At 37.5% G+C, this 19992-nt stretch carries 16 protein-coding genes and 1 pseudogene; 6 read left to right on the forward strand and 11 right to left on the reverse strand.

Annotation, left to right across the window (positions count from 1 at the left end):
- Positions 1–253: 253 nt before the first annotated feature.
- Positions 254–1168, forward strand: coding sequence for a TIGR01777 family oxidoreductase (locus ACR30L_RS12585; protein ID WP_435234604.1), 915 nt, complete (start codon positions 254–256; stop codon positions 1166–1168).
- A gap of 37 nt (positions 1169–1205) precedes the next feature.
- Here ACR30L_RS12585 and ACR30L_RS12590 read toward each other — a convergent pair whose 3' ends face one another.
- The 4 genes from ACR30L_RS12590 to fdhD form a co-directional block, all read right to left on the reverse strand.
- Entirely contained in the window at positions 1206–1688 is a 483-nt protein-coding gene (locus ACR30L_RS12590; RefSeq protein ID WP_435234605.1) for a hypothetical protein, read from the reverse strand.
- A 171-nt stretch (positions 1689–1859) separates the two neighbouring features.
- Positions 1860–3125: a serine hydroxymethyltransferase gene (glyA, locus tag ACR30L_RS12595; RefSeq protein WP_435234606.1), complete on the reverse strand. Its 1266-nt coding sequence runs from the start codon at positions 3123–3125 to the stop codon at positions 1860–1862.
- 185 nt (positions 3126–3310) lie between these two features.
- Complete coding sequence (locus tag ACR30L_RS12600; protein WP_435234607.1) at positions 3311–5614, reverse strand: FdhF/YdeP family oxidoreductase; 2304 nt, start codon at positions 5612–5614, stop codon at positions 3311–3313.
- Positions 5615–5620: 6 nt separating this feature from the next.
- Positions 5621–6484, reverse strand: a complete 864-nt coding sequence (gene fdhD / locus ACR30L_RS12605) for a formate dehydrogenase accessory sulfurtransferase FdhD (RefSeq protein WP_435234608.1) — start codon at positions 6482–6484, stop codon at positions 5621–5623.
- 387 nt (positions 6485–6871) lie between these two features.
- Between fdhD and ACR30L_RS12610 the strand changes: the two genes are divergently transcribed.
- Together ACR30L_RS12610 and ettA are read left to right on the forward strand one after the other, a co-directional pair.
- Positions 6872–7816, forward strand: coding sequence for a chemotaxis protein CheV (locus tag ACR30L_RS12610; protein WP_435234609.1), 945 nt, complete (start codon positions 6872–6874; stop codon positions 7814–7816).
- Positions 7817–7989: 173 nt separating this feature from the next.
- Complete coding sequence (gene ettA, locus ACR30L_RS12615) at positions 7990–9669, forward strand: energy-dependent translational throttle protein EttA (protein ID WP_435234610.1); 1680 nt, start codon at positions 7990–7992, stop codon at positions 9667–9669.
- A 61-nt stretch (positions 9670–9730) separates the two neighbouring features.
- Here ettA and ACR30L_RS12620 read toward each other — a convergent pair.
- Positions 9731–9833 (reverse strand): annotated as a pseudogene (locus ACR30L_RS12620) (DUF2196 domain-containing protein).
- Positions 9834–10127: 294 nt separating this feature from the next.
- The gene (locus ACR30L_RS12625) at positions 10128–10943 is read right to left on the reverse strand and encodes a mechanosensitive ion channel family protein (protein ID WP_435234611.1); all 816 of its coding nucleotides are present in this window, start codon (positions 10941–10943) and stop codon (positions 10128–10130) included.
- Positions 10944–11264: 321 nt separating this feature from the next.
- On the opposite strand from ACR30L_RS12625, the gene ACR30L_RS12630 reads away from it, so the two are divergent.
- The 3 genes from ACR30L_RS12630 to ACR30L_RS12640 all read left to right on the forward strand — a co-directional run bounded on the left by ACR30L_RS12630 (position 11265) and on the right by ACR30L_RS12640 (position 15113).
- Positions 11265–11741 carry an LEA type 2 family protein gene (locus ACR30L_RS12630; protein WP_435234612.1) on the forward strand — a complete coding sequence of 159 codons (477 nt, stop codon included), beginning with the start codon at positions 11265–11267 and terminating at the stop codon, positions 11739–11741.
- 15 nt (positions 11742–11756) lie between these two features.
- Entirely contained in the window at positions 11757–12674 is a 918-nt protein-coding gene (locus tag ACR30L_RS12635; RefSeq protein ID WP_435234613.1) for a homocysteine S-methyltransferase family protein, read from the forward strand.
- 357 nt (positions 12675–13031) lie between these two features.
- Positions 13032–15113 (forward strand): DUF4962 domain-containing protein, encoded by a 2082-nt coding sequence (locus tag ACR30L_RS12640; RefSeq protein WP_435234614.1) that lies wholly within the window; start codon positions 13032–13034, stop codon positions 15111–15113.
- A 168-nt stretch (positions 15114–15281) separates the two neighbouring features.
- On the opposite strand, the gene ACR30L_RS12645 is transcribed toward ACR30L_RS12640, so the two are convergent.
- The 5 genes from ACR30L_RS12645 to ACR30L_RS12665 form a co-directional block, all read right to left on the reverse strand.
- Positions 15282–15689 carry an ArsR/SmtB family transcription factor gene (locus tag ACR30L_RS12645; RefSeq protein WP_435234615.1) on the reverse strand — a complete coding sequence of 136 codons (408 nt, stop codon included), beginning with the start codon at positions 15687–15689 and terminating at the stop codon, positions 15282–15284.
- Positions 15686–15958, reverse strand: a complete 273-nt coding sequence (locus tag ACR30L_RS12650; RefSeq protein WP_435234616.1) for a hypothetical protein — start codon at positions 15956–15958, stop codon at positions 15686–15688. The genes ACR30L_RS12645 and ACR30L_RS12650 overlap by 4 nt, the downstream gene beginning before the upstream one ends.
- Positions 15959–15969: 11 nt before the next feature.
- Positions 15970–16671, reverse strand: a complete 702-nt coding sequence (locus ACR30L_RS12655) for a type 1 glutamine amidotransferase (RefSeq protein ID WP_435234617.1) — start codon at positions 16669–16671, stop codon at positions 15970–15972.
- 102 nt (positions 16672–16773) lie between these two features.
- Positions 16774–17760, reverse strand: a complete 987-nt coding sequence (locus ACR30L_RS12660) for a permease (protein WP_435234618.1) — start codon at positions 17758–17760, stop codon at positions 16774–16776.
- Between the two features lie 373 nt (positions 17761–18133).
- On the reverse strand, positions 18134–19879 hold the full coding sequence (locus tag ACR30L_RS12665; RefSeq protein ID WP_435234619.1) for a methyl-accepting chemotaxis protein: 1746 nt from the start codon (positions 19877–19879) through the stop codon (positions 18134–18136).
- Positions 19880–19992: the final 113 nt, after the last annotated feature.

Here is a 19992-nt window from a genome sequence, read left to right on the forward strand (position 1 = left end):
ATCTAACTCTAAAAGTTTGAGCTCCATCACAGTGCAAAAACAGAAGAAAACGCACCAATATAATGCAGCCTGTTTTTTAATCAATATAATTTATTGAAAGAAAAGATAAATATAAAACACCATTATAGTGCATAACTATTCATTTAGTTTGAATAAACATATAAAACACGTATTTTCGACTAAATTTTAAAACTGATCTTTTTTATTAAAAATTCAGTATATAATCATATTAGGTTGCTCAAAAGGAAGCCACATGCAAATATTACTTACTGGTGGAACAGGTTTTATTGGTTCTGAATTAATTAAACTTTTATCCGATCAAAATATTATTTTATTAACCCGCAACATCGAAAAGGCACAGTTAAAACTCCGCCAAATAGATTCGGGAAATATTTCTTATATCAATAGCCTAGATCACTATTCAAATCTCGATGAAGTGGATGCAATCATCAATCTTGCGGGTGAACCTATTGCAGGTCGTCGATGGACAGCAAATCAAAAAGAAAAAATATGCAAGAGTCGTTGGGCAATCACTGAAAAGTTAGTTGACTTAAATAACGTAAGTGCTAATCCACCATCGGTTTTTATCAGTGGCTCTGCTGTCGGATACTACGGCGATCAAACAATCAATATCGTTGATGAATCAACTGAATATAACGACGATTGTTTTACACACCAAGTTTGTTCGAAGTGGGAGTCAATTGCACTTAAAGTACAATCTGACAAAACACGAGTTTGTATTATAAGAACGGGATTAGTCTTTGGCAACACCGGTGGCGCATTTCCTATGATGCTACCTCCCTTCAAGTTTGGCGTAGGCAGTCGACTTGGTGATGGTAAACAATATATGCCTTGGATTCATATACAAGATATGGTGCGCGGTATAATGTTCTTATTAACCACATCAAAATTGAATGGATATTTTAATTTTAGTGCACCTCACCCAGTCACTAATCAAGAGTTTACAACAACCTTAGCAAAGGTCCTTAAACGTCCACAATTATTAGCAATGCCCAAATTTTGCTTTGATCTATTAATGGGTGAGGCAAGTTGCTTACTGTTTGATAGCATTCGCGCTGAACCAACACATTTGCTTGCCTCTGGTTTCACCTTTAATTACCCAACATTACGTCCTGCATTACAGGCACTATTATCAGTAAATGAATAATTAATGGATAAGATTAACGTTAATAAGTGAATATTTCTTAATCTAGTCGGTTAAATTCTTTTTTAGAAAGTACATAATCGCTATTCGTATCACCATTAAGAAACAACTGATTGACTGGCATCGAATTAGAAAACTCCTGTTGTGAGAGCACGTGATCGCCATTTTTATCCGCATCCACAAATGCTTGTTTTCCTACTAATAATCGGGAAAATTCTTTTTCTGAAATAACGTAATCTCCATTTAAATCCGTTCTCGAAAAAAAATTGTCCACCGATAAAGAACGTGAAAACTCCTCTCGCGATAAAAAGTGATCGCCATTAATATCTGCACTATTAAAAGGTTGATACACGGGCTCTCTTGTATGAGATGGTGCACCATGGTCGACGGCAACAACGGGCACAATTGGAAATATAGGTATAATCGGAATAATTGGCCCACCGCGATACATTGGCGCACAAGCAGAAAGCGTTGCAACGGTCACTATGGCTGTGGTTAGCTTTGATATAATTGAAGTTTTCATAATAACCCTCTGATATGTATTTATGGTTATTGTACGAAAAAACAGTGTAAATAAAGCACAAACAACTTGGAAAAATAGCGCCTATTCTATTTTGTCTTTGGCGAATTAAAGACAAAAAAATACCGAGTAATCAACTCGGTATTTTTAAGACAAAGTTATCATTTACGGCGTTTATCCGTAAACTGGACACTCTTTACAGAAAGCAGCAACTTTCACTTTAACAGCTTCAATTGTCGCAGCTAATTTTTCTTCATCTTTAATCGCATCAAGTACATCACAAATCCAACCTGCTAATTCAGTCGAATGTTGTTCATTTGCACCGCGACGTGTAAACGCAGGTGTACCAAGGCGTAAACCAGATGTAACAAAAGGAGAACGCGGGTCATTGGGTACTGAGTTTTTATTGACAGTAATATGTGCATTGCCTAATGCAGCATCTGCTTCTTTACCCGTAATATCCTGTGCGATTAAATCAACAAGGAATAAGTGATTGTCCGTACCATCAGAAACGATTTTATAACCACGCTCTTGAAATACTTTAACCATGGCTTTTGCATTGTCTAGCACAGCTTGTTGATACATTTTAAATTCAGGCTCAGCACATTCTTTAAATGCAACGGCTTTAGCAGCAATAACGTGCATTAATGGGCCACCTTGACCGCCTGGGAAAACCGCTGAGTTTAATTTTTTCTCAATCGCTTCATTTGCTTTAGCAATGATCAGACCACCACGAGGGCCACCTAATGTTTTATGCGTTGTTGTTGTAACAACATCCGCAAAAGGCACAGGGTTAGGGTAAAGACCTGCAGCAACCAAACCGGCTACGTGTGCCATATCAACAAATAGGTAAGCACCTACTTTATCTGCAATTTCACGGAATTTAGCCCAATCAACGATACCTGAATAAGCAGAAAAACCAGCAACAATCATGGTTGGTTTGTGCTCAAGAGCTAGACGTTCAACTTCTGCATAATCTAAAATACCCGTTTCAGGATTAATACCATACTGAATCGCATTATAGGTTTTACCTGAGAAACTAACCGATGCACCGTGTGTTAGGTGACCACCATGAGCAAGACTCATGCCTAGGATAGTATCGCCAGGCTTACAAAGAGCTTGGTAAACCGCGCCGTTTGCCTGTGAACCAGAATGAGGTTGTACATTCGCGTAATCTGCGCCAAATAAAGATTTTGCACGCTCGATTGCCAATGATTCTGCAACATCGACATACTCACAACCGCCGTAGTAACGTTTGCCAGGGTAACCTTCCGCATACTTATTAGTTAACTGACTGCCTTGCGCTTGCATTACACGTGGGCTAGTGTAATTTTCAGATGCAATTAGTTCGATGTGATCTTCCTGACGTTGAACTTCATCAGTGATGGATTGCCATAATTCGGGATCGTAATCTGCAATATTCATATCGCGGTTAAACATGCTTCTCTCCTGGTAGGAATGGTAAATTCAAATAACTCCATTGATGCTCCGCATTTTACGCAAACTTTGCGCTATTGCATAGCCTAAATCGTGTGAAATATATCGACGGTTAACTTGAAAAAAAATAATGGTAATAAATCCTAAGGACTTATTACCATTTGATCAGTGCTTTTATTGAACAAGAATTAAATAATACGCTCTAACGCCAAATCCTCTGCAGGCGTAATAACAATCGCAATAGATTTAGAATTAGGTGTGAAGGTATAATCGCCATAATTTCCCAATGCAACTAATGGATTAGTTTCAGGATAATAAGCAGCTGCGTTGCCCTTCGGAATATCATAACCAATAAGGGTAAAGTTAGTCACTTTTCGTATCACCTCATCTCCCCATAATGCTTCAATATCCACTTTATCACCGGATTTCATGCCCAGTGCACTAATATCGTCTTCATTTAAAAGAATAATATTACGATCACCACTTAACCCACGATAACGGTCACTAAAGCCATAAATAGTCGTATTGTACTGATCATGAGAGCGCAATGTCTGTAGGACAAAAATACGGTTATTGGTTAATGCACGCTGTGATGCTTGAACAATAGCGTCGGGCAAAGGATAACTATGAAATTGTGCTTTATTATCCGTTGTATTCCATTCGCGACGCCCTGCGGCATTGCCTAAATAAAAACCACCCGCACCTTCAATGCGTTTATTCATATCATCAAAACCGGGAATGGTTTTAGTAATTAACTCGCGGATTTTTCCGTAATCATCAATCAACTCTTGCCAATTGACTGGGGTATCACCCAATGTTGCCTTTGCAATTTGAGCGAGAATAGCAGGCTCAGAACGCATTTGTCTGATATCACTTTTTACGACACCTTGAGAGGCATGTACCATCGAGAAAGAATCTTCTACGGTGATACGTTGTAAATTGCCCGCCTGCATATCAATATCTGTTCGGCCCAAACAAGGCAATATTAATGCCGCTTTACCAGGGTATAAGTGAGTTCGATTTAGTTTTGTTGCAATATTAACCGTTAAATCACATTGACTCATCGCTTGTTGAGTCACTTTAGTATCGGGCATCGCTGTTACAAAATTCCCACCTAAACCAATAAATACTTTACTTTCTCCGCGTAGCATCGCTTCAACGGCTTGCACCGCGTTATGCCCTTCTTCAACGTAAGGTGTAAAATGAAAGTTTTTTTCAATGCTATCTAAAAAAGCTTTATTGGGTTTTTCATTAATCCCCATGGTTCGATCGCCTTGAACATTAGAATGTCCGCGAACAGGGCATAAACCCGCCCCTGGTTTACCTACATTACCAAACAACAATTGAAGATTAGTTAATTCATTAATCGTCGGCACCGAATGTTTATGCTGCGTCACGCCCATTGCCCAGGTAACAATGACACTTTTTGCAGCTTGATAAACATCCGCAGCTGCTGTTATTTCTTCCATCGACAACCCTGACTGGCTAATAATTAAATCCCAGGGTGTTTGTCTTACTTGTTCAAGGTACGTTTCTAAACCACTAGTATGTTCGGCAATAAAATCAACATCAAAGACATGCTGGTCTTTTAATAAGGCCTGTTCATGACGCTCAAGTAAGATTTTAACCATACCGCGCACTGCCGCCATATCACCACCAAGGTTAGGTGTAAAATATTGACTACTTAATTTTGTATCTGTACCGAATACCATATCAATAGGATTTTGAGGGTTTGCAAAACGTTGTAAACCACGCTCTTTCAAGGTGTTAAAACTAACAATACGTGCACCACGATCAGCAGCATGCAGCAAAGTATGCAGCATACGCGGATGATTCGTTCCTGGATTCTGACCAAAAATAAAAATAGCATCTGCGTGTTTAAAGTCTTCCATGGTAACCGTACCCTTGCCGACACCAAGCGCCTGACCTAGGGCATAACCACTGGCTTCATGGCACATATTTGAACAGTCAGGGAAATTATTGGTACCAAATTTACGGACAAACAATTGATACACAAAAGCCGCTTCATTACTTGCACGACCAGAGGTATAAAACTCTGCTTGATGTGGACTGTCCAACCCATTCAGGTGCTTGGCAATCAGTGCATAGGCATCGTCCCAACTAATGGCCTCATATTTATCAGTTTCCGCATTGTATGACATAGGATCAGAAAGGCGGCCTTGATCTTCTAAAAAGTAATCCGTTTGCTTACGTAATGAATTTACCGAATGCGCAGCAAAAAACTCGGGAGTTAATCGACGAGAAGTTGCTTCCCAATTAACCGCCTTTGCACCATTTTCACAAAAACGGAAACGGTCATTTTTATCTTCTTCGCCCCACGCACAACCAGGACAATCAAAACCTTGGTCTTGATTAGTTTTAAGTAAATTCCTCACGTTTTTCGCTACATTTTCACTATGTAGGATATGTTTTGCCGTACTTGCTAGGGAACCCCATCCGCCTGCAGCGCCCTTATATTTTTTAATAGTCATGAAAGCCTACCTATTGGTTTTGGTTGTGTGTTCTTTACTTAAACGAAAATTACCGTGATAGACATTGCAAGTCCGATTACTCACAAACCCTATTAAGGTAATATTGAATTGTTTTGCCACTTCGATTGCTAAGCTAGATGGTGCGCCAATAGCCACCACAACGGGTATTTTTGCGGCCACGGCCTTTTGCATCAATTCAAAACTGATACGCCCGCTTAACATCAGAATATTTTTTTTACCTATTTCGCCTCGGCCAAGTACATCACCGACGACTTTATCAACCGCATTATGGCGGCCAACATCTTCATGCACAGACAAACATTTATTCAAATTAAAAATACCGGCGCTGTGCACCCCGCCCGTGGTTGAGAATAACGATTGTTGTTGTCTTAATTTATCTGGGAAAGTAAGCAGTGTTTCAAAAGGAAGCCAATGCGCTGTTTCATCTATCCTGACATTAAATGTATTGGCGAGTTTTTTAACATTATTTGCACCACAAATACCGCAGCCAGAATGACTGACAAATTGACGCGTTAATGATTTCCAGTCTAAAACGACTGATTGTGAAAGTGTGATATCACATTGATTAAATTCAGATGTGGTAATCGATTCAATTTGTGCTGCATGGCTAATAATTGCGTAGGAAAGTAATAATCCAGTTACTAAAAATTCATCTTTTCCGGGGGTTCTCATGGTGACCATAAAGGTTTTTTCAAGCGCTTCACCTGTTTTTTGATCCGTCCAGTGCAATACAATATTCAAAGGCTCTTCACTAATGACCACATCTTCGCTTAACCACGCATCAACCTTTCCCTCGGTAACAAGTTGATAACGTTGTCGATTAATCATTTGAGATGGTTCTGCGCCCATTTATCTACCTTATTTAGTGGTTATATTTGAAGAAAGAATGTTGACTGGTGCTCAACTCAATAAGACTTTTCTATGCGAATGACAGTGTCTTATTAAAGATCATCTTTATAACATATTTTTGATGGATTTGTGAGTTAAAACAATGCACTTTATTGTCATTTTTTTATCTTATAAAATTAACATATTTAACATCATGCAAGAAAATGTTAATAATTATTGCGATCTACTCGATAAAATGGATAGGTGAAACCTACAAATTGGACCGGTCGTTTAATAATCAACCAACACAAAACAAATAAAAATGTGTTTAATTAAATATAATGCTCAGTTTGATATAAACTAAATAGTTAAAACCATGCACAACACATTTATAAAAGGGATAACAATATGTCTAACTTACTCGATACGGTTAATCAGCGTACTAACTTAGTCGGTGAAAATCGTTTAGAACTATTATTATTCCACCTTACCGGTCGACAATTATTTGCATTAAATGTATTTAAAGTAAAAGAAGTGGTCAAACTACCAACATTAAGCAAGCTCCCTAACTCTCATATGCATATTGATGGCGTCGCGACGATTCGTGGTGAATCAATTCCGGTCATCAATTTAAAAGCGGCTATCGGATTACAACCACTGCAGCCTGATCATGAATCCAACCTAATCATCACTGAATACAATCGCAGTATACAAGGTTTTTTAGTCGGTAAAGTTGAGCATATTGTTAATATGACCTGGGATGAAATTATGGCCCCCCCTTCAACAATTGGCCGTCAGCACTATTTAACAGCAATTACTAAGCTTAAGGAAAAAGATAAAGAAGAGTTAGTTGAAATCATCGATGTAGAAAAAGTACTGGCCGATATTATTGAGTATAAAGTAGATATTTCAGAGGGTATTGTCGATCAAAATATTCTATCAGAATTTGTTGGTAGAAAAATACTGCATGCCGATGACTCACCGACAGCAAGAAATCAAGTTGCAAGTACCTTAACACAATTGGGTATCGAGATTGTAACCGCTAAAAATGGCAAAGAAGCATTATCTATTTTAAAAAATTGGGCTGACCAAGGTAAAACAGTGACCGATGAAATATTAATGCTGATTACCGATGCGGAGATGCCGGAAATGGATGGCTATAAATTAACCGATGAAATTCGTCATGATCCACGTATGGCTGATTTATTTATCGTATTAAATACTTCCTTGAGTGGAGAATTTAATAAAGCCATGGTCAAAAAAGTAGGCTGTGATGAATTTCTTTCTAAATTTCAACCAGACTTATTAGTCGAAGTTGTTCAAAATCGTCTTAAAAGTAAACTAGCTGAATAATCGTCTTCTTCCAAAGAAGCTGTTAAGGCATCACTCTTCCTTACATTTATCTAATACAAACTGGTTTTTATATAACCACTAACAAATATGAAAATCAGTTACTCCCCTTATTGATGTTTACTATGGCTCCCCCTACAATAGCAAACATCATTTATTCACTATAAGGATCCTCCATGGCTGCGCCATTACCAGATAAATTCATTTTTTCGATGAATCGAGTCAGTAAAGTTGTCCCTCCCAAACGTACAATTTTAAAAGATATTTCCCTCAGTTTCTTCCCCGGTGCAAAAATTGGTGTTTTAGGTCTCAATGGTGCGGGTAAATCAACTCTGTTACGTATTATGGCCGGTGTTGATACGGAATTTGAAGGCGATGCACAGGCTTTATCTGGCACTAAAATCGGTTATCTACAACAGGAACCCGTATTAGATTTAGAAAAAAATGTTCGTGAAGTGGTTGAGGAAGCCGTCAGTGAAGTCAAAAATGCCCTAACTGAACTTGATAAAGTGTATGCTGATTACGCTGAAGAAGGGGCTGATTTTGACGCACTCGCAAAACGTCAGGGTGAATTAGAAGATATTATCCAAGCCCATGATGGCCATAATCTGGACAATCAATTAGAACGTGCAGCAGATGCTTTACGCCTTCCTCCTTGGGATCAACCTGTTAAGGTCTTATCGGGTGGTGAACGACGCCGAGTTGCACTATGTCGCTTATTACTTGAAAAACCGGATATGCTGCTACTCGACGAACCAACCAACCACTTAGATGCAGAATCTGTTGCTTGGTTAGAACGATTCTTACATGACTACGAAGGTACCGTTGTCGCTATTACCCATGACCGTTACTTCCTTGATAATGTAGCAGGTTGGATTTTAGAGTTAGACCGTGGTTACGGTATTCCATGGGAAGGTAACTATTCATCCTGGCTTGAACAAAAAGATGCACGTTTAAAACAAGAAGCATCGCAAGAAAAAGCACGTCAACGTCAAATAGAACAAGAGTTAGAATGGGTGCGTTCGAATGCGAAGGGACGTCAATCTAAAAGTAAAGCGCGTTTATCTCGCTTTGAAGAATTAAATAACCAAGATTTCCAAAAACGTAACGAAACCAATGAATTGTTTATACCCACTGGACAACGTTTGGGCGATCAAGTCGTTGATGTCACCAACCTAACAAAATCATTCGATGGTCGCGTATTAATCGATGATTTAAGTTTTAGCATACCGAAAGGCGCCATTGTCGGCATTATCGGTGCCAACGGGGCAGGTAAATCAACGCTATTCAAAATGTTATCTGGTGTTGAAAAACCTGATTCTGGCGAAATTAAAATCGGTGAAACGGTTCAAATGGCTAGCGTTGATCAGTTCCGTGATCATATGGATGATAAAGTCAGTGTTTTCCAAGAAGTATCCGGAGGAAGCGATATTATTCAAGTGGGCAATATTGAAATTCCGAGTCGTGCTTATTTGGGGCGATTTAACTTTAAAGGTTCGGATCAATCAAAAATAGTCGGTGATTTATCAGGGGGTGAGCGTGGTCGTTTACATTTAGCTAAATTGCTTAAATCTGGCGGTAACCTATTACTACTCGATGAACCAACCAATGACCTTGATATCGAAACATTACGTGCACTTGAAGATGCCCTACTTGGTTTTGCAGGTTGTGCCATGGTTATTTCCCATGACCGTTGGTTCTTAGACCGCATTGCTACGCATATCATTGATTACCGCGATGAAGGACAAGTTAACTTTTATGAAGGTAACTTTACTGATTACGAAGCATGGTTGAAGAAAACCTTGGGTTCTGCGGCAATCGAACCACATCGCATAAAATATAAACGTATTTCTTAATGCTAATGGCCTCGGATAGTCTATATCCGAGGCCATTCTACTTATTAATCACTTTAACGCGCTAGACCGTCCCGCTTTCTAAGCGTACTTGCATCCCATGAGGATGATTAGATGAATTGGTTAAAATATCCACTGCGCTGATCTTGTTTTAATACCAATTGTATTAAATATGTGACCTAAATTTTGCTCTGGAAAAATGGTTTAGTTTGAGGAGAAAGTTGATGTAAATGGTTGTTCCCTTAACGAAACTTTCAACAAAAAAATAAACTATTTTAACCAGCAAAATAGATCAGCTAATTATTACGATTGGTATAATACAATCGAAACCGATAACCCCTTTTTGATAATACTTCGATTTGTACCACTGATTATTTAGCCTATTTTATTTAATATCCAGAAACAAAAAAGCCAAGGCATTCACCTTGGCTCTTAATGATATTATCACTTACTTCATAAATTTATTTATGAACGTGTACATCCATTTGTGGGTATGGAATATTAAGACCATGACCAGGGAATGTTTTGTAGATGTTTTCATTCATATCGAAGAATACACCCCAGTAATCAGGTGCTTTAACCCAAGCACGCACCGTGAAGTTAACTGAGCTATCAGCGAGTGCAGCAACAGCGATAACAACAGGTTTTTCAGTAGAGATACGTGTATCCGCATCACATAGTGCTTTAATCGCAGCACGAGCAACATCTAAATCGTCACCGTAGCCAACACCAACAGTCCAATCTACACGACGAGTATCTTCAGTTGAAAAGTTAACCATAGAACCAGAAGATAACCCTGCATTAGGTAGGATAATTGTTTTATTATCGCCTGTTTTTAGGATTGTGTTGAAGATTTGGATTTCTTTAACTGTACCTGCATGACCCTGTGCATCGATAAAATCACCAACTTTGAAAGGTTTGAAGATAAGAATCATCACGCCACCAGCAAAGTTCTGTAATGTGCCAGATAAAGCCATACCAACAGCTAAACCAGCAGATGCTAAAATTGCAACAAACGATGTCATTTCAATACTTAGCATACCAAGCACAGAAATAGCTAACATCACTTTAAGTAATGTTCCAATCAAACTACTTAGAAAAGGTTTTAAAGAAGCGTCTAATTTACTTTTATCGACAACTTTCCCAAAGCCTTTAACCAATAGCTTAATTACCCAACTACCAATAACCCAAACAACAATCGCACCGATTAATTTAGGTCCGTAAAGTACAGCAAGATTTAATGCTGTATTCATCAATTGTTCTACATCAATTTCCATAATTATTCCTTTAATATAAAGTAGATAATACTTTTAAAATTTATTGCCTGCTAAATAACCAAAATGAGAGGCGTAAATAATCCTTTATACGGTATATTTATTTATCAAATTGACTTATATTAGACAGCTCCGAAAGGATGTTAACGTTTTGTTATAAAAAAGTACAGAGCTTTAATCCACAAAATTATCAGGTGAATATAAATAAAGTAGAGTAAATACTAAAAAACCTTTTAATAACAAAGAGTAATATATTCTTATATTATAGAAATAAAAGTATATTAATCACTAATTTTATCGAAAATTTAATATAGGACTGTAAATATGTCATTTATCAGAATTTGTTTGTTGTCTCTCTTCGCACTATTATCGGGTTGTACCAACCTTAATAACTTACAAAATTTAGACGTAACATTGACCAAAATAAGTCCTACTTCTTCACAGGGATTATCACCACGGTTTAACATTCAATTATTAATTTCTAATCCAAATCCACAGGCATTAGAAATACAAGGTGTCAGCTTTGTGTTGGATATAGCAGGGGAAAAAGTCTTAACGGGTGTGTCGAATCAAATACCAACATTACTTGCCTATGGTGAAACGCCCGTTGACATTCAATCAACTATCGATTTATTTTCTTTATATAAGCTAGTAACCTATTTAAGTCGACATACAAATGAAGATATTCACTATCAATTGACGAGTAAAATTGATCCAAAAGGATTTATTGCGTTTAATATCACTAAGGAAGGTATTCTAAACGATGATTTTTTACAAACGTTAACCAATCAATCTAAATAAAGAATACAACTAATAATGAAATCAATCTCTAAATTCCCAATTATTCTTGATGGCGGTATGGGTCGAGAACTTGAAAGTCTTGGCGCACCTTTTAAACAACCAGAATGGTCTGCACAAGCATTAATGGACTCACCTGAATTTATCTCTCAAGCGCATCGTAACTTTATCGATGCCGGTGCAGAAGTGATAACCACCAATACCTATGCATTAGTCCCATTCCATATTGGTCAACAACGCTATGACGAGCGAGGCGCGGCATTAATAAAACAAGCTGCTCAACTTGCACGAACCTGTATTAAAGATAATGAAGATATACAAGTTGCGGGCTGCATTCCCCCGGTTTTAGGATCATACCGACCAGACTTATTTTCTACACAGCAAGCTCAACCTATTATTGACCTGCACATACAGCAACAACGCAATGACGTCGACTTTTGGTTAGCAGAGACAATTTCATCGATTGCAGAAGCAAAATTAATTAAAGATCTTACCGCACCAACTCAAAAATCAACGTGGATATCATTTACCGTCAAAGACAATCAAACTGATGTCTCTGTATTGCGTTCAGGTGAAACCGTCTACGATGCAGTAACCCAAATTGCAGGACAAAATGTATCCGCTATTTTATTTAATTGTAGTTGTGTCGAAGTAATGGAATCTGCATTAATAAGTGCGAAGGAAGCATTGAACGATTTAACCGACGGTAAACATATTCTCTTGGGGGTTTACGCAAATAATTTTCCACCTATTGATGAACACCATCAAGCTAATAATGGCGTCACTAAAATTAGAGCAGATGTATCAGTCGAAAAATACAGCCAATTTGCAAAAACTTGGTTACAAGCAGGTGCTTCTATTATTGGCGGATGTTGTGGTGTTTCTCCCCAACATATTCAAAAACTAGCCAGTATAAAGTATGACAATAACCAATAAACAATCTGTTCTAATGTTCACTTAACCCCACCATTTAAATCAATAATTAACAAACAAAGCCTAAAATACACTCGGTTTTGTTTGTTAATTAATGAAAAATAGCTTTTTATATAAGAAATATTAATCATTTTTTATTGCATCTATGTGCGTAAGTCAATAAATATGGCTTTTTATTTGTGTTACAATTAGCGAGTAAACTAACCACTGTTAGAAAATCCTAAGCAACTATCATTGAATAGCTGTAAAGGTTGGTAGCCAATATGAAATCACGTTGTCATATCGCCCTTCTATCAGAAAGGAATTCCAGCGAATCGCTATATTAGGCGAATATTGTTTAATCAAAATATGAGAAATGTAATGACTAAAGATAAATCTTTTGACGCTATCAAAGCCATTAAGTTAGAAAACGACAAATCTGCCGGTAATCTTATTGATGTGATGCCAGTTAAAGTTGAAACAGCTAAAATCGATCTTACTTTCCTTGATAACTTAAGCGTCGAGCATCCTCGCCTATTGGTTCAAAGCAAAGATCTTCCTGCATTCAAAGCAAACCTAAAAAATGACCCAGGCTACTGTAAATTTGATGCTTTCATGAACAACTCTACAAACAAGTTCTTAGATGTAGCCCCTTATGCAGAGCCTAAAGCTTACCCAGAAGAAACCGTTGGTAAAGCTTCATTATGGCGTCCTTACTGGCGTCAAATGTACGTTAGCTGTCAAGAAGCATTCAATGCGACACGTAACCTTTCAATCGCAGGTATTGTGTTAGAAGACGAAGCTATTATCGCAAAAGCTAAAGCTTGGACATTACAACTCGCTTCTTACGATCCAGAAGGTGTTACATCTCGTGGTTATAATGATGAAGCCGCTTTCCGTGTTATCGCTGCAATGGCTTGGGGTTATGACTGGCTACATGCTTACTTCTCAGATGAAGAACGTGAAACAGTGAAAAAAGCACTGATCGTGCGCTTAGAAGAAATCATGCATCATTTAAAAGTGACAGTTGATTTATTAGCAAACCCACTAAACAGCCACGGTGTTCGTAGTATCAGTTCTGCGGTTATTCCTACTTGTATCGCGTTATACAATGAATACCCTAAAGCACGTGAATACATCGAATACGGCATCGAATACTATGCAGTACATTACCCACCATGGGGCGGCAAAGACGGTGCGTGGGCGGAAGGTCCAGATTACTGGAACACACAAATGGCATTCCTAGGTGAGTCTTTTGATCTACTAAAAAGCTACACCAATATCAATATGTTCAATAAAGAGTTCTACAAAAATACAGGTGACTTCCCGCTTTACTGTATGCCTGTTCATTCTCGTCGTGCAAGCTTCTGTGACCAATCAAGTATTGGTGACTTCCCAGGTCTAAAACTTGCTTATAACATCAAACACTTTGCTGGCGTCAACAACAAACCTGAATACATTTGGTACTACAACCAATTAAAAGCACGTGATACTGAAGCACATACAAAATTCTACAACTTCGGTTGGTGGGACTTTGGTTACGATGATCTACGTTTTGATTACTTATGGAACGATATGCCTGAAGTTGCGCCTTCTAACAAGCCGCTACTAAAAGTATTTCCAATCACAGGTTGGGCAGCATTCCACAGCAATATGACCAATCGTGAAGAGCATATCCATATGATTTACAAATGTAGCCCATTTGGTTCAATCAGCCACTCACACGGTGACCAAAACGCATACACATTACATGCATTTGGAGACACATTAGCGGCAATCACAGGTTATTACGGTGGCTTCGGTGTTGACATGCATATCAAATGGCGTCGTCGTACCTTCTCTAAAAACCTACCATTATTTGGTGGTAAAGGTCAGTACGCAGAGAACACAACCACTAAATTTGAAGGTATTCATCAAGATCGTTACTGTATTGAAGCAGGCGGTAAAATCAGCGATTACGATACAGAATCTGACGTGTTATTTGTTGAAGGTGATGCATCAACTTCATACCAATTCCACACCCCAGATCTTGAATCTTACAAACGTAAAATCTGGTTTGCTAAAGGTAAGGTATTTGTAATGCGTGATACTGCAACACTCAAATCAGAGCAAGATCTGACTTGGTTATTGCACACTACATTCAAAACTGAAACAGCGAAAGATGCTTTCCAAATCATTGGCGAGAATGCCGTATTAGACGTGTCATTTATCAACGATTGTACAAATGACTTACTTTCAATTGAAAATGTAGAAGGTTTTGGTGAAGTTGACCCAGCTGAATACAAAGACATGGAAGTTCATCGTCATGTTGAAGCTAAGTTTAAAGCGAAGAAAGAACACAATATCTTAACGCTATTAGTACCAAGTAAAATCAATGGTCCTAAAACTGAAGTCTCACATAAATTAGTGGGTAACACGCTAGAGCTTGTTATCGACGGTGAAGCCGTAACTATCGAACTTTAATCATTAATCCTGATTAAAAAAAGTAATAAAAGAGCGCATTGATTGCGCTCTTTTTGTTTTTAAACTTCATCATTAATTCCGAAGGGGGTTCTTGTGATTCCGCCCCCCCTAAATAAAACAATCATTTAACGCATTAACTTGCCAATGAAAATCCATAGATATATAAATCTATTTTTTATTATCAAGTAAAAGCTGATTGATCCACTGGTCACTATTAGGGCCAACTACACATTGATTATCGACTCGCATTGCTAACCGTTTTATACACAGAGAGGAAACATCGGAGAAGCGCTCGGAAGGAAGACTACGTACAGATTCTACAATAAAAGACCAATGAGGACGCTTTTGTTCTGCAAGGGTATAGTAAACCCATTTTCCACATTTTTCTTGAGTCAGCAATCCGGCTTTATAAAGCATTTTTAGGTTACGAGAGACATTATATTGTGTATCTTTCGTGACATCCATCGCCTCCGCCACCGTAATACGTTGATCAACATGTATTAATAACCAAAATAAACGTAATCGATGTGGCTCAGCCAACGCCTTTAAGGCATCTATATATTGTTCATTATTCATTTGTCTTTATTCTTTTGAAAACTGACCAACATTATAACAATTCCCATTAAGAAAACGATGCCTGAATGAGCAGCATGAAACAAAACTGTAGATAAATTTGCACCGGAAACCAAAGAAAACCAGAAAAAAGGACAGAAGAGACCCAGTAACGCAATATTTCGACCAGCCTTAGCTTGATCGGTTAATTTTCCTCTATTAATAAATAACTTATAGAGATAACTATAAGCACAAAATTGACTTAATTTAGTAGCAACCTTTCTGAACAACATAAATATCTCCCTTACCGTTCAAAAAGAAATTGATTCATTATTCGGATAAAGTCATCGCTATCCTTCGCGCTATTGCCTTCTTCACTGTGAACATTTGATTCTTGTTGCGATAAAATGTCTTTTCTCTGGTTTAATAAAGCCAAAAAGAAATGAAAATGAAACTCAGGGTGCCCCTGAATAGTTAAGACCTGTTTTTTAAATCTAGTCATATAATTGGGGCAAAAATCATTTCCAGCAACAACATTAAAGCCATGAGCAGGTTTAACAACTTGATCTTGATGCATAGACAACAATGACATGGTTTTTCCCATTTTTACCTGATTGAAATCTTGTGAAAATGTCACACTATATGCCCCCACTCCCCAGCCAAAATAGGATCTATCCACTGCACCACCTAATGCGTGGTGAATTATTTGGTGTCCAAAACAAATACCAAAAAGTTTTTTACCATTATAAAAAGCGTTACGAATAAACCGAGATAATGAATCGATCCAATCGACATCATCATTTACACCAACAGGGCTACCACCAATGATGTAAACATCGCACTCGTCATCATTTTTAGGCAATTCAGATTTTTCAAACACATTCCACGTCGATACATCACCATATCGCTTAAGATGTAACTTTCGTTGTAGACAACTTGCATAATCACCAAATTGATCAATTAACGTGTGCGGCACATTTCCACAAAGTAAAATTCCAATTTTCATACTTACCTCAACAAACATAAAGCCATGAAAATATTGCGCAGCACGCATTAAGGTCATGGCAAAATTTACACTTCAAAAATCAAATATAAACGATGAGTATGTTTAAATGACATATTGAAATAAAAGTCCGCCAATGATGGCTGTTATTAATACAATTGAAACAAATGCTATAACTGCTTTTGGTTTAAGCAAAGAGGAAACAATTGCAATTTCAGGAAGGCTTGCGCCCGTTCCACCAATAATAAGTGCCATTGCAGGTCCAATGCCCATTCCTTTAACAATTAAAACTTTAAGAAGAGGAATTGCCATTTCAATACGTAAATAGAGTGGAACGCCGATAATTGCAGCAATCATGATAGAAAATACATTATCGCCACCAACATATTCAGCAACTAACTCTGAAGGTAAATAAGCTGCCGAGACACCACTGATTAATGCGCCAAGTAACACATAAGGGATAATCCGCTTAAATAAAACCATGGCAAAACGTAAAGCACTTACCTGCTTACTCGGCGTGCTTTCGACACCGCACTGAGTGTCATCGGATTCGCTACAGCTATTCGTACTGCCGCAGCTTGGTGCTGGCTCAGATACGCTGTGACAAGGCGTTGTAGATGCAGCGCAACTTGGCTGTGTTTTTTTATTATTTAATTCTCCTTCACGTTTAATTTCATTGCGCCAAGGCGTTTTACTAATGATCCATCCCCCCAAAATAGCGGCCGTTAAAGTAATAACAAGATAATAAGCCGTTATTTTTAGGCCAAAGGCAACATAAAGCATGGCTAAAACAATAAAATTACAAAGCGGTGCTGAAATCAAAAAACTCATTACAGTCCCTAACGATATCCCCATACTTGCCATTCCCATGGAAACTGGCACTACTGAAGCACTACAAAATGGCGTCAACATACCCAGTAAGGCCGCGAATACAGGCCCCCACTTTTCATGTTTTGTTAATTTTTTTTGTAATTTATCCTGCGGAATATACTCACGCATAAAACCGGTTAAGACAGACACAACAGCTATGATTAGAACAAGTGCACCACCAACATGAATGAATTCATTTAGTGCGATCATTAATTTTTCCATATTTCTATTATCACTCTTTAAATTTTAAGTTGGATTAATATATGATCACTTGCGCATTCATGCAAGTATTAATATGAAGAAATTTTTAGCGCGTTGAATTTCTATTTAACGCGCTTTTACTGCGTTGATTAATTACGGTTAGGTAGAATTGATAAACTAACTCAAAAAATATGATTCACTGAATTAATTTGAAGTTAAAGGGTTTATTAGCTGGATTGGTCTCTTATTGCCTTAAAAAATAAGCCCTCTGTAAATATGACAGAGACAGAGAAAACAAGGTTAATGGCAAGACATTAACCCGATCTCAAGTTATTTACTCTTCACTATTTAATCTAAACTTACAAAATTTAGATTAAATACCCAATAAAAATGGCTAAGATATTTTAAAACGTTTAAGAATTTCTATCAGTTCCGTATTTGAATCAGAAAGGTGTAATGTACTTTGAGCTGTCTCTTGCCCATTTTGGTTTATATTATGACTGACCTCCTGCATCGTCTTCATATTTTGACTAATTTCTTCACTTACTGAACTTTGCTCCTCTGCAGAAGTTGCAATATTAGCCGTAATAACACTTATTTCACTAACAAATTTACTCACCGTATCAAGGGATTCCGTCACTTTCTCAGTCGTTGCCGACGCTTTTAAACCAAGACTTTGTGTTAAAGACATCGCTTCAACGACAGATTTATTACCACTACGTAATTTACCTAACATATCATTAATTTCTGATGTACTTTTTTGTGTTCTTGAAGCTAGAGCTCGTACTTCATCAGCGACAACTGCAAAACCTCTTCCCTGCTCCCCTGCTCTAGCTGCTTCTATGGCCGCATTTAATGCTAATAAATTAGTTTGGTCTGCAATATCTCCAATAACACTTAATACTGTAGCAATCTCTTCAGTATCATTGCTCATAACGGAGATAGAATCAGACATTGCGGAAACTTCATTAACAAGAACAGAGACATTATTTACAGCCTCGGATACAACCTCCTTAGACTGATCTGCTTCATGATTCGCTTGTTGGGTTAACTCTGCAGCAGATGCAGCACTTTGTGCTACAGAATCTGCGGAGGAACTCATCTCAGCAATTGCAGATACAACCAGATCCGTTTCTTGAGCATACGAATCAAGTAATTGTTGATTTGACTCAGTTTTATCGCTTACTTGTTTTATTTCATGCTCAATTTTCTGGCTAGCTAATGATACATCCTGAATCATTCCCTGCAATTTTTCAGTAAACAAGTTAATGCCACCTGCTATTTTACCGAGATGATCATTGTTTTTCACTTCCAAACGACGCGTCAAATCACCTTCACCTTGCGCCAAATCTGTAACTAATCCATGTAACGATACGATTGGCTTAAATGCGATATTAATAGCAATAATACTAATTGGAATAATAATAATAATGGCAATCAATAATACCACCGTAATAACATGATTAAGTTTAGCCGTATGCCCCTGGATAAATTCTTGATTAACAAAACCAGTTAATTTCCATGGTTTACCTTGAACATCAACTTCATTTTCCAATGCTAACAATTCCCCAGGCTCGACATTTGAAAATAACTGATTTCCCACAGAATCGAGCAATTCCATATAACTTCCATCAACGGTAGAGTTACTTAACATTTTTTGAGTCGAACTAAGATCAACATAGAATATATCTGCGTTTCCTTTTGTTCTTGGTATAGTAATTCGAATTAATGGTACTTCTCCTTCATAAAAAAGATTACTAATATCTATTTTCCCATTTGCTGCATTAACAACATCAACATAACCTTTAATCTTATCGGGATTATTTTCTGGCCCACTAGAAGTCACAATATAATCTTGAACTACTTTTACAACAAAATGAAAACCAGACTTTTCTTTCACTTTTTGCACGCCGGTAAAACTGAAATTGAGATTATCGGCCAGGATTATTTTGTTATTAATGTCTTCAACTAACTTATCTTTCACAAGGTTAAGTTGTTTATTAATAGCTTGTGTTTCCGATTTATTAATATAATCACCAATAACATAATTAACACTGAAATACGAAGTTACAACGGTTAAAGAAATTACAATAAAAAAAATACTTAATATTATTATTTTGAATGAAGGCTTTTTAAACATAGTTTACCTTTGTAGTAAATCGGAAGGTTAAGGAATATTGTATAGAATGAACACTCCACAGAAACTTAATTGCAGGCATTCATATTTTTATACTCACCTGAAGAAAAATCTGT

Origin of the sequence: Psychromonas saccharinae (assembly GCF_051201515.1) — a bacterium.
Classification (GTDB): Bacteria; Pseudomonadota; Gammaproteobacteria; order Enterobacterales; family Psychromonadaceae; genus Psychromonas.

Coding starts and splice junctions, on each gene's coding strand:
- ACR30L_RS12630 (WP_435234612.1), top strand. CDS start 11,265: ATGTCATTTATCAGAATTTGTTTGTTGTCTCTCTTCGCACTATTATCG.
- ACR30L_RS12590 (WP_435234605.1), bottom strand. CDS start 1,688: ATGAAAACTTCAATTATATCAAAGCTAACCACAGCCATAGTGACCGTT.
- ACR30L_RS12640 (WP_435234614.1), top strand. CDS start 13,032: ATGACTAAAGATAAATCTTTTGACGCTATCAAAGCCATTAAGTTAGAA.
- glyA (WP_435234606.1), bottom strand. CDS start 3,125: ATGTTTAACCGCGATATGAATATTGCAGATTACGATCCCGAATTATGG.
- ACR30L_RS12665 (WP_435234619.1), bottom strand. CDS start 19,879: ATGTTTAAAAAGCCTTCATTCAAAATAATAATATTAAGTATTTTTTTT.
- ACR30L_RS12655 (WP_435234617.1), bottom strand. CDS start 16,671: ATGAAAATTGGAATTTTACTTTGTGGAAATGTGCCGCACACGTTAATT.
- ACR30L_RS12600 (WP_435234607.1), bottom strand. CDS start 5,614: ATGACTATTAAAAAATATAAGGGCGCTGCAGGCGGATGGGGTTCCCTA.
- ACR30L_RS12650 (WP_435234616.1), bottom strand. CDS start 15,958: ATGTTGTTCAGAAAGGTTGCTACTAAATTAAGTCAATTTTGTGCTTAT.
- fdhD (WP_435234608.1), bottom strand. CDS start 6,484: ATGGGCGCAGAACCATCTCAAATGATTAATCGACAACGTTATCAACTT.
- ACR30L_RS12585 (WP_435234604.1), top strand. CDS start 254: ATGCAAATATTACTTACTGGTGGAACAGGTTTTATTGGTTCTGAATTA.
- ACR30L_RS12645 (WP_435234615.1), bottom strand. CDS start 15,689: ATGAATAATGAACAATATATAGATGCCTTAAAGGCGTTGGCTGAGCCA.
- ACR30L_RS12610 (WP_435234609.1), top strand. CDS start 6,872: ATGTCTAACTTACTCGATACGGTTAATCAGCGTACTAACTTAGTCGGT.
- ACR30L_RS12625 (WP_435234611.1), bottom strand. CDS start 10,943: ATGGAAATTGATGTAGAACAATTGATGAATACAGCATTAAATCTTGCT.
- ettA (WP_435234610.1), top strand. CDS start 7,990: ATGGCTGCGCCATTACCAGATAAATTCATTTTTTCGATGAATCGAGTC.
- ACR30L_RS12635 (WP_435234613.1), top strand. CDS start 11,757: ATGAAATCAATCTCTAAATTCCCAATTATTCTTGATGGCGGTATGGGT.
- ACR30L_RS12660 (WP_435234618.1), bottom strand. CDS start 17,760: ATGGAAAAATTAATGATCGCACTAAATGAATTCATTCATGTTGGTGGT.